We start from the raw sequence: 8,794 nt of genomic DNA on the forward strand, positions 1-8,794 counted from the left end.
TTCACGCCTCCTTTTTATGTGCTTCGATGTTCGTCTGAATTTCATCCCGCAGGTCAATTCCCAAGTTGTCGTTCATAAACCGCTGAAGTTCGAATTTTGGAACCGATTGTTGGCTCAACATCAGACATTTAAGCTTCCCCAATCGAATCAGAGCGTAGACATTTTCGGGCGCCGTTTTTAGCTTTCTAGCCGTTTCAGGAACAGAATAAACATCTGACTCCAACTTCTGTTTAGGACGCTTTAGGACCAGAATTTTGACTTGTTCTTTAGCCATACAGACTTACCCCCAATCTTGCCATGCTTTTTATTGAACTTCTGTGTGTCTGCGACGAGATCACCGTGAGTAACTTCTTCAAGCTGACATTCATACAGAACCATTAAACTGATCAGCTGGATCCTTTCTTGTCGTAATTTTTTAGCTGTTTCCCGTTTCTCCCGGGATCGGTTCCACTTCTCATACGGATCATGCGTAAAATCATTTACTTGGTCTTGTATAGGTTCAATCCGTTTTTCTAGTGCATGAATTGCATCCAGGGTAGCAAACGGTGCGTCGTGAAATTGTTCAGCCCAATCACTATCGTTGAACATTGCAACTGACGAAAAATAGATAGCCGCCATCTGATTATTGAACAAGGTATCTTGCAAATATGCTGCATCCTTAACTGCACTAGCTGGGCTTGCGTCTGTTGTATGCCGATTGTTAGTGATGAGCTGTGGAGACTGTTTGGTATCTTCGGCCATAAGGTTTACTGAAATTCCTAAGCGCTTGATGACTGAATTAAGTTCACATCGAATATTTCTTGAAGTCTTCGTTGAATCCATTGTTTCTAACCTCCTTCTGTTTTGAATCCTGAATCACACATCGTTCTACTTCATAATGAAGTTGTGGTTCCGATAAATGTAGGAACACCATTCATAGACTCAACTCCTGTGCCATAATAGATGTGGACAGGAGGTGAATATAATGTCAGACCAACACGTTGTTCCTGATGGAAACGGTGGTTGGAATGTTAAGGGTGCTGGAAACTCACGTGCTACCGCAAATTTCAGTAACAAAGCTGAAGCAGAAGCTCGCGCTCGTGAAATTTCCAGAAATCAACATTCCGAATTAGTGGTTCACAATCGTGACGGTAAGATCTCTAGTAAAGATAGTCACGGCCATGATCCACGTTCCATTAAAGGCTAGTCCCTATTGGGATAAATCTTGACCAGGTATCCAGTAGCAGGGGTGGCATCGTCAGTGCCAATCTCTGCTACTTTTTTACCATCAGTTGTGGTAACAACGATTCGATCCCAAAACTTGCTGTTCAACATCGAACCACCGAATTCAGAATCATTAGCAGGTTCCACAACAATACAAGGTACTTGTTCAACTTTCTTACCCATCAACTCACCTCCTCAATAGTTAAATTTTCTCTTTAACTTTTTTGCAAAAAAATTCAATTGGCACGTCCAAAGCATCAGCAGCTGAGAAAGCATATTCCAAAGTTAAACGATTTTTTCCGTTCTCAATGTTCCAGTAGTGCTGGGTGGTCTTCAATCCCATCCGTCTAGCAACTTCAGCCCCGGACAGCCCTAAATCATTTCTTCGTTGACGAAGTAAGTCAAGCGCATTAGATTTGACAAACATTTACTCACCTCCTGTCTAAATGAATCATTTAACCTTATGAACTTAGTATAGTTAAATTTTACGTTTAAGTCAAGATATTTTCTAAATTTTTTGTTTAAAAATGTAAACTAATCGTTTAACAGTTATACAATACGTTTAACAGGAGGTATCCCAATGGCTGAAAAGAGACAGAATGATTTTACGAGAAAACTAATAGACCTTCGTGAAAGTAAAAACTGGTCTAAAACAGAAGCTGCTCGCAGACTTGGTCTCAGTAGTATGCAACGCTACGCAAATTACGAGTATGGAACGAATGAACCAGATTCAAACATGCTAAAAAGAATTGCAAATATGTACGGTGTGACTACTGACTATCTTCTTGGAAAAGATAGCACCCCAGCTTGGGCTACTAAGCAGGATACAGTGGATTTAAAAGAGTTTCTCGAGGCAAACGCAGGATCAATGACATTTGGCGGTGTCGATTTAACGCCTGAGCAAGATGCACAGGTACGGGTAGCGATGGCAACTATTTTCTGGAATCAAAAGAAAAAAGAGAAAAAGTAGGTGTTTTTTTGAAATTAAGTAACGTCGTGAAGACAGTGACGAATCGCTATCACACCGCCAATCCTTTTATCATCGCTGAAAAATTAAATATTCAGGTTGAATGGTGCTATTTCGATGAACTACCACTCGGAAAAACCATTTACTATGGGCCCCGGCCCATCATCATGCTCAACGAAAGTATCAAACATAAGCCCTACCAGTATTTTGTGATGGGGCATGAATTGGGCCACGTCATTTTGCAGGAAGGACTTGTCGGATACTACGTAAGTAGCACTCATGGCCACTCACAGCTTGAAACTCAGGCAGATGAATTTTCTGCCGCTCTGATGGGGGCTCTTTATATTGAGGATAACGATTGCTTGCCGGATTCCTATGAAGACTTGGCCAAGCAATACGGGCTCCCCTACAATGATATTAAATACTAAAACATAGCTTTAAAGGAGAAAAATCATGATATATGACATAGTCTTTTCACTTGCCTGCATCGGACTTTTAGCTACTATGGTAACTGCAGTATTGTGGATCATTAAAAGATTGTTTCATTGGCATAAAATTGATTGGCTCAAAGGAAAACATGTGGGATTCATTTTTTTAGCATCTATTGTCTTAACCTTCGCTGCTCCTGCCACTCAGACTAAAGCACAGCGTGCAGAACAAGCTAGGCAAGACCGGGCCGATACCATATCAGAAAGTCGTGACAAGGCTGCCTCTGAATCATCAAAGGCTAAATCTTCTGCGCTTGACTCGTCAAAGGCAGCTTCAGAATCTCGAACAAAGTTACAAAACAGAGCCGACTCCAGCAAGAAGGACGCCTCAAGTAAAAAAGCCAAAGCTAGTGTGAACAAATCAAAGTCTGAAAGCCGAGCTAAGGCCAAGCAGAACGCTGAATCCGTAAGCCATGCTAAATCAATTTCTGAATCCAAAAAGGCTAAGTCACACGCGAAGAAGTCTGCGAATAGGCCTAATACATCTCTACATTACAAGTACGTCAGTCTTAACAAGCTTACAGAGAACCCATACAAATATGACGGTGGCTTAATCAAGACAACCGGGAACGTCCTAATGGTTCAAAAAAATGGTGATGATCATAATATGTATTACGTTGTGATTGCCCCAAAGGACAGCTACTCTTCTTCAGGTTATTCAGATGGTCATGGAAGCGTTACGGAAATTGACATCGACACCATGAAAGAGCATTCAATCCATGAAGGCGACAAAATTACTGTCTATGGCTCCGTTATGGAAGGAACCGTAAAACTCAACGGTAAGACCCTTAAGACGGATATTATCGTCGACCGAGTTAGCAAGTAAGTACATCACTTATAGGAGGTACATCATGAGAACAAGAAATGGTATTTTGATTGGTGGTACCATAGCTGCTTTAATCGCTACATCAATAACACCCGCTTCAGCGAGCCTTCCAGGATACAATTCCCCATACTGGTTTAAGACGCGGACAGTTCACGTTAAAAAGGCTGTCACGGCCTATCAAATTAACCCTAACAACTGGCAGACCCACAAGAAAAAGCACCTAAAGAAAGGTACCAAAATAAAAATATCCAATACTGCCAACCTTAGTTGGGTCCTAAAATCTTCTAAGCTGAAGGCATCCCATGGATACGTATGGGTCGTAAAGGGCCACTACAATACTAGCTGGTTAAAGAAATAATTACATAGCCCCTAACCGGGCTTTTATTTAGGTTTAAGAAAGAACATACGTTTGCGTGTATTTCAACTACTAGAAACACATTTTAAGGAGGAACTTTTATGGCTGATGGATCTTTAAGAAAACGTGGAGACAAGTGGTACTACTCATTTGAAGCTGGGAAAGCAAACGGGAAAAGACGAAGAATTGAAAGATGTGGTGGTTCTACTAAGGCTGAAGCAGCTGCAGCTATGCGGGAAGCCCTTCGACAATTTGAAAATGGCGGTGTAAAGGTAAACCTTAATAACATGAGTGTTCACGATTACTTTGAGTATTGGTATGAAAATTATGTAGTGAAAAATCTGAAAAAAAACACCCAATTAAATTACTTAAATGTGATCAATAAATATATTGATCCAGCAATTGGGAAGTATCTGTTGAGGACCATCGGCCCCGCTGCTTTGCAAAAGATGATGAACGATTTGGGCGAAACTTCCTTAGCAAAACACAGCGTAGAAATAATCCTTACTGTGGTTCGTAAGGGATTTAAGATGGCTGTCTTCCCCTACCAGTTAATCAAGGAGAACCCGGGAAATTATATTGAAATGCCAAAGTATGCTATGCAGACTGAAAAAACAAGATCCGATTTAAGAATTATTACTATGGATCAATATCAACAGATTCTTGATATGACACCATTTTCTGATCCTTTTAACGTACCATTACAGATTGCATTTGGAACGGGCATGAGGCGTGGAGAAGTTTGCGGATTAGAGTGGGACGCAATCGACTTAGAAAATCACACGATTGATGTCCACCAAGCAATGCTACAGTTCAGTCAGCGGAAGAAACGCGAAGGTAAAAATAAGGAGAAGGCAGAAACTAACGGATCCCCGTATATTCCGCTACCAATTACTGGTGAGCATTCGCGAGCAAAGAAAAAGGATTGGGGGAAGTTTGTCTTGGGCCCTCTAAAAACAGCAGCGAGCTACCGGAAACTGTTAATTGGAGAATCACTAGTATCCCTGTTGAAGCACAAACGCAAGGACCAGATGGAACAACGCGTTCGTTATGGAAAGTACTATATCGAATCTAATTTCGTCTGCACTAAGGCAAATGGAGAACCCGTAACACCCAACTCTGTAAAATATCATGCAGAAAAAGTTCAGGACAAACTCGGTTTTCCGTTTGATTTTCATTCTTTACGGCATACGCATGCTACTATGCTGTTGGAAAACGGTGCAAATATTAAGGAAATTCAGGCCAGACTGGGTCATGCGAGAATTAGTACCACAATGGACACGTACTCCCACGTTACTGAGAAGATGAGTTCTGAGACCGTCGACATCTTCGAAAAAATGGTGCTCCATCAGAAAAACTGACAGTGCACCATCTTAGTAAATTATTTAATTTTGTCGACATGCCGACAATTCCGTCGGCAAATGGTAGGCAAATTGGCGGCAGCCGAAAAGGCAGTCCCCTAGAACCCGCGTCACTACTTGGTTTCATCCTCGTCAGTCTTCAAAACAGCCATGAACGCCTCTTGCGGGATATCAACCTTCCCCACAGCCTTCATCCGTTTCTTACCGACTTTTTGCTTCTCCAGTAATTTCATTCGCCGAGTGCGGTCACCACCGTAAAGCTTGGCGGTCACGTCTTTCCGGTAGGCCTTGATCGTAGTTCTGGCAATGATTTTGGCGCCGATAGCGGCTTGAACTGGGATTTCGAAGTTTTGGCGAGGGATGATGTTCTTCAGGCGAGATGCAATTTCTCGGCCCCGTGCTGGGGCGAAGGTCCGGTGGGCAATGAAGCTCAGCGCATCGACCTTGTCGCCGTTCAGGAGAATATCAATCTTGACCAGGTCAGCGGCTTGGTAGCCACTGCGTTCGTAATCCAGTGATGCGTAACCCCGGGTACTGGACTTCAGCTTGTCGAAGAAATCAAAGATGATTTCTGACAGCGGCATGTTATAAATGATGTTGACCCGGTAATCATCCAGGTACTCCATCGTCAGGAATTGGCCCCGCCGGTGTTGGCAAAGCTCCATGACCGCACCCACATACTCGTTAGGGGCCATGATGGTCGCCTTGACGATGGGTTCTTCAATCCGCTTGATAGCTGAGGTTTCCGGCATTTCTGCTGGGTTTTCAACTTCCTTCATGCCCCCGTCCGTCAAGTACGCGTGGTACGTAACGGATGGTGCCGTGGTGATCAGGTCCAAATTGAATTCCCGTTCCAGTCGTTCCTGGATGACGTCCATGTGAAGCATCCCCAAGAATCCACACCGGAACCCAAACCCTAAGGCTTGCGACGCTTCGGGTTCAAATTCCAACGCGGCATCGTTTAGCTTCAGCTTTTCCAGGGCTTCACGCAAGTCATTTAACTTAGCGTTGTCCGTTGGGTAAAGCCCGGCGTACACCATGGGACTCATTTCCCGGTAACCTGGCAAGGCCTTTTCGGCGGGGTCTTCCGCGTTGGTGACGGTATCCCCGACCCGGGTGTCCGTGATGTCCTTGATGCTGGCCGTGATGTAGCCCACGTCACCGGCAATCAGGTAGTCACGTGAAATGGGCTTGGGTGAGTTGACCCCCACTTCGGTGACTTCGTATTCACTCCCACTGTTCATCAGGCGAATCTTGTCACCCGGTTGAACAGTCCCGGCAAACAGCCGCACGCTCAACACGACACCACGGTAATCATCGTAGACGGAGTCAAAGACTAACGCCTTCAACGGTGCGTCCAAATCACCAGTCGGTGCGGGCACCTTGTGGACAATCTGTTCCAACAGCTCGGGAATACCGATACCTTGCTTGGCACTGGCCAAGACGGCGTCGGAGGCATCCAGACCAATCACGTCTTCGATTTCCTTTTTGACCTTTTCCGGGTCCGCTGCGGGCAGGTCGATCTTGTTCACGACCGGCACGATTTCCAGGTCATCATCCAAGGCCAAGTACACGTTGGCCAGGGTCTGGGCTTCGACCCCTTGGGCGGCATCGACGACCAAGATGGCCCCTTCACAGGCTGCCAGGCTCCGTGAGACCTCATAGGAGAAGTCGACGTGCCCGGGGGTATCGATCAGGTGAAATTCATAGTCGTGGCCGTCTTTGGCGTGATACGTCAATTCAACCGCGTTTAATTTAATGGTAATTCCGCGTTCACGCTCAAGGTCCATGTTATCCAACACTTGATCTTGCATGTCGCGTTTGGAGATAGTATCGGTCAATTCCAAGATGCGGTCCGCAATCGTGGACTTCCCGTGGTCGATGTGGGCCACGATGGAAAAGTTCCGAATATATTTTTGATGGTTTTTTAATTTCTCAAGATCCATGTTGATTTCCTACTTTCTTAAACGCCATTCTTGACAATTATACCAACCATCTTGGTTAAGCACAAACTAAAAGCAGGCGTCCTCGTGTGAGAATACCTGCTTCGTCAAGCTATTTCGTTTCTGCCTCATATTGTTGCAAATCAGTTGGTGCTAAGTTCTGCCATTGCTTGGTGTAGAACTTATCGCTGATGGTGTAGTGTGGTTGCTTTTGGGTCTTACTCAAGAACGGATTGACCCGTTGATCAACTGCCAACCACCCACGCCAGCCCAAGTGAATCGTGTCAGTCATGAAGTACGGCACGTTCCCCTTATTACTGAGGTCAACGATGTTGTTGAACCCTTGTGATTGTAATTGGTAGTGAATCTTTTGATCAAATTGCTTGAGCATCGTGGCTGACAAGCCAGTGTACTTTTGCCATTTGCCATTGATTGGCGGAATGATGAACATGACATTGGTATTGAGCCGGGCGAATTGATCCAAACATAACTGGAAGTCGGCGAATTCAGGTGACTTCGTGTAAGACAAGTTCTTTTGGAAGTTCTTTAATTTGCCAGTCTTCAGTTCTTTTTGTAACCCTTGGTGATAAAACTTATCGCTAATGTGGAATCGGTTATCACTCGTAGCGGCCTTTCCTAACCGACCGCCCAGTGCATCCAGTGCCGAGTAGGAATAATGAGTGGGTAACTGCTTGGCTTGCTGGTTCACTCGGTTCAGGTTTTGCGATGGTAAGTCAATGCCGGAGAAGAACTGGTCTTCTTGCGTCAACATGTTCTTCCGCGTCTGCAGGTAGAAGCGCTGGAAGTCCGTCAGTTTTTCACCCTTCGCTACCCGTTGCAGGGCCGCGTAGATGAAGTGGTCGGACTTCGCGACTGGCATCTGTAAGAGGCGTTGGGCCGCGTACTGATCGATTGCATCGTGACGGAAGTGGGTCAACCACTCTGCCGTTTGCAATTGTGAGTAGTAATAGCCAAACGCATCCTTACGCGTGCCACCCTTCACAAACCATTGCGGCGAAATCACGAAGACCGCCTTTTTATTGCGCAACTCCCCTTGGATATTTTGCATCACAAAGTATTGCGTCAACGATTGCGACCCCCGCGCGCCCAACAGAAATGGCCGGTATGAACGCCGGTACTTTTGTGCCAGAACGGACGGGTGCATCGGATCGATTCGTGACCATTCGGAAGACCCGAAGAAAGGCACATAGCCATCTTTTAACGCCTGTTCCTTCATGTGCTTGCCTCGCAAGACGTTGGGCGACAGGGAAACGGCGGCTTGCCGCTCCCGAGCCGCGCTCACATGACTAAAACCAAAGGTGACGGGCATGGCCAACACCGCAAAAACCAGAATTGCCGCGAGTATTAACGGACCAAAGATCCGTAGTAAACGCTTTGCCATTGGCTAGGCCAGGCTTTCGACTTTCGCGATGATCTTGTTGGGCGTGTCCCACTCTGACCGCTCAAATTCGGAAACGGGGACGTTGACCCCTAATTGACTTTGCAGTTGTAATAACAGTTGTACAGACCCCATGGAGTCCATCAAGCCGCTGTCAAACAGGTTGTCGTCTAATGCTCCGCTAACGTCGTTCCCAGTTAAATCGTTTAAAATGTCCAATACAGTTTGTTTGATATCCATGATAATTTCCCC

General features: G+C 45.3%; 13 protein-coding genes. 6 read left to right on the forward strand and 7 right to left on the reverse strand.

The genetic code is table 11. The features are described 5' to 3' along the window. Position 1: 1 nt before the first annotated feature. The gene (locus NGM66_RS07025; RefSeq protein ID WP_258115502.1) at positions 2 to 274 is read right to left on the reverse strand and encodes a hypothetical protein; all 273 of its coding nucleotides are present in this window, start codon (positions 272 to 274) and stop codon (positions 2 to 4) included. Continuing rightward, positions 241 to 822, reverse strand: coding sequence for a hypothetical protein (locus NGM66_RS07030; protein ID WP_258115503.1), 582 nt, complete (start codon positions 820 to 822; stop codon positions 241 to 243). Before NGM66_RS07030 ends, NGM66_RS07025 begins: the two co-directional genes overlap by 34 nt. A gap of 142 nt (positions 823 to 964) precedes the next feature. Between NGM66_RS07030 and NGM66_RS07035 the strand changes: the two genes are divergently transcribed. After that, entirely contained in the window at positions 965 to 1,186 is a 222-nt protein-coding gene (locus NGM66_RS07035; RefSeq protein WP_258115504.1) for a DUF2188 domain-containing protein, read from the forward strand. On the opposite strand, the gene NGM66_RS07040 is transcribed toward NGM66_RS07035, so the two are convergent. Together NGM66_RS07040 and NGM66_RS07045 are read right to left on the reverse strand one after the other, a co-directional pair. After that, the gene (locus NGM66_RS07040; protein WP_258115505.1) at positions 1,183 to 1,386 is read right to left on the reverse strand and encodes a hypothetical protein; all 204 of its coding nucleotides are present in this window, start codon (positions 1,384 to 1,386) and stop codon (positions 1,183 to 1,185) included. The two genes, NGM66_RS07035 and NGM66_RS07040, sit on opposite strands and share 4 nt — an antisense overlap. A 19-nt stretch (positions 1,387 to 1,405) precedes the next feature. Next, positions 1,406 to 1,630 carry a helix-turn-helix domain-containing protein gene (locus tag NGM66_RS07045; protein ID WP_258115506.1) on the reverse strand — a complete coding sequence of 75 codons (225 nt, stop codon included), beginning with the start codon at positions 1,628 to 1,630 and terminating at the stop codon, positions 1,406 to 1,408. A gap of 153 nt (positions 1,631 to 1,783) precedes the next feature. Between NGM66_RS07045 and NGM66_RS07050 the strand changes: the two genes are divergently transcribed. The 5 genes from NGM66_RS07050 to NGM66_RS07070 all read left to right on the forward strand — a co-directional run bounded on the left by NGM66_RS07050 (position 1,784) and on the right by NGM66_RS07070 (position 5,200). Beyond that, positions 1,784 to 2,173, forward strand: coding sequence for a helix-turn-helix domain-containing protein (locus tag NGM66_RS07050; RefSeq protein WP_258115507.1), 390 nt, complete (start codon positions 1,784 to 1,786; stop codon positions 2,171 to 2,173). Positions 2,174 to 2,181: 8 nt separating this feature from the next. Beyond that, a complete protein-coding gene (locus NGM66_RS07055; RefSeq protein WP_204120206.1) occupies positions 2,182 to 2,598 on the forward strand; it encodes an ImmA/IrrE family metallo-endopeptidase in 417 nt (138 codons plus the stop codon). Positions 2,599 to 2,674: 76 nt separating this feature from the next. Further along, positions 2,675 to 3,484, forward strand: a complete 810-nt coding sequence (locus NGM66_RS07060; RefSeq protein WP_258115509.1) for a hypothetical protein — start codon at positions 2,675 to 2,677, stop codon at positions 3,482 to 3,484. A gap of 25 nt (positions 3,485 to 3,509) precedes the next feature. Next, complete coding sequence (locus NGM66_RS07065; protein ID WP_204120204.1) at positions 3,510 to 3,842, forward strand: hypothetical protein; 333 nt, start codon at positions 3,510 to 3,512, stop codon at positions 3,840 to 3,842. Positions 3,843 to 3,940: 98 nt separating this feature from the next. Then, positions 3,941 to 5,200 carry a tyrosine-type recombinase/integrase gene (locus tag NGM66_RS07070; protein ID WP_258115510.1) on the forward strand — a complete coding sequence of 420 codons (1,260 nt, stop codon included), beginning with the start codon at positions 3,941 to 3,943 and terminating at the stop codon, positions 5,198 to 5,200. Positions 5,201 to 5,313: 113 nt separating this feature from the next. Here NGM66_RS07070 and lepA read toward each other — a convergent pair whose 3' ends face one another. The 3 genes from lepA to dltC all read right to left on the reverse strand — a co-directional run bounded on the left by lepA (position 5,314) and on the right by dltC (position 8,782). Beyond that, complete coding sequence (gene lepA / locus NGM66_RS07075) at positions 5,314 to 7,146, reverse strand: translation elongation factor 4 (protein ID WP_258115511.1); 1,833 nt, start codon at positions 7,144 to 7,146, stop codon at positions 5,314 to 5,316. Positions 7,147 to 7,255: 109 nt separating this feature from the next. Beyond that, positions 7,256 to 8,545 carry a D-alanyl-lipoteichoic acid biosynthesis protein DltD gene (gene dltD, locus NGM66_RS07080; RefSeq protein ID WP_208909484.1) on the reverse strand — a complete coding sequence of 430 codons (1,290 nt, stop codon included), beginning with the start codon at positions 8,543 to 8,545 and terminating at the stop codon, positions 7,256 to 7,258. Between the two features lie 3 nt (positions 8,546 to 8,548). Next, positions 8,549 to 8,782 carry a D-alanine--poly(phosphoribitol) ligase subunit DltC gene (dltC, locus tag NGM66_RS07085; RefSeq protein ID WP_208909483.1) on the reverse strand — a complete coding sequence of 78 codons (234 nt, stop codon included), beginning with the start codon at positions 8,780 to 8,782 and terminating at the stop codon, positions 8,549 to 8,551. Positions 8,783 to 8,794 lie beyond the last annotated feature (12 nt).

The sequence above is a fragment of the Levilactobacillus yiduensis genome, from assembly GCF_024718525.1.
In the GTDB taxonomy this organism is placed as follows: Bacteria; Bacillota; Bacilli; order Lactobacillales; family Lactobacillaceae; genus Levilactobacillus; species Levilactobacillus yiduensis.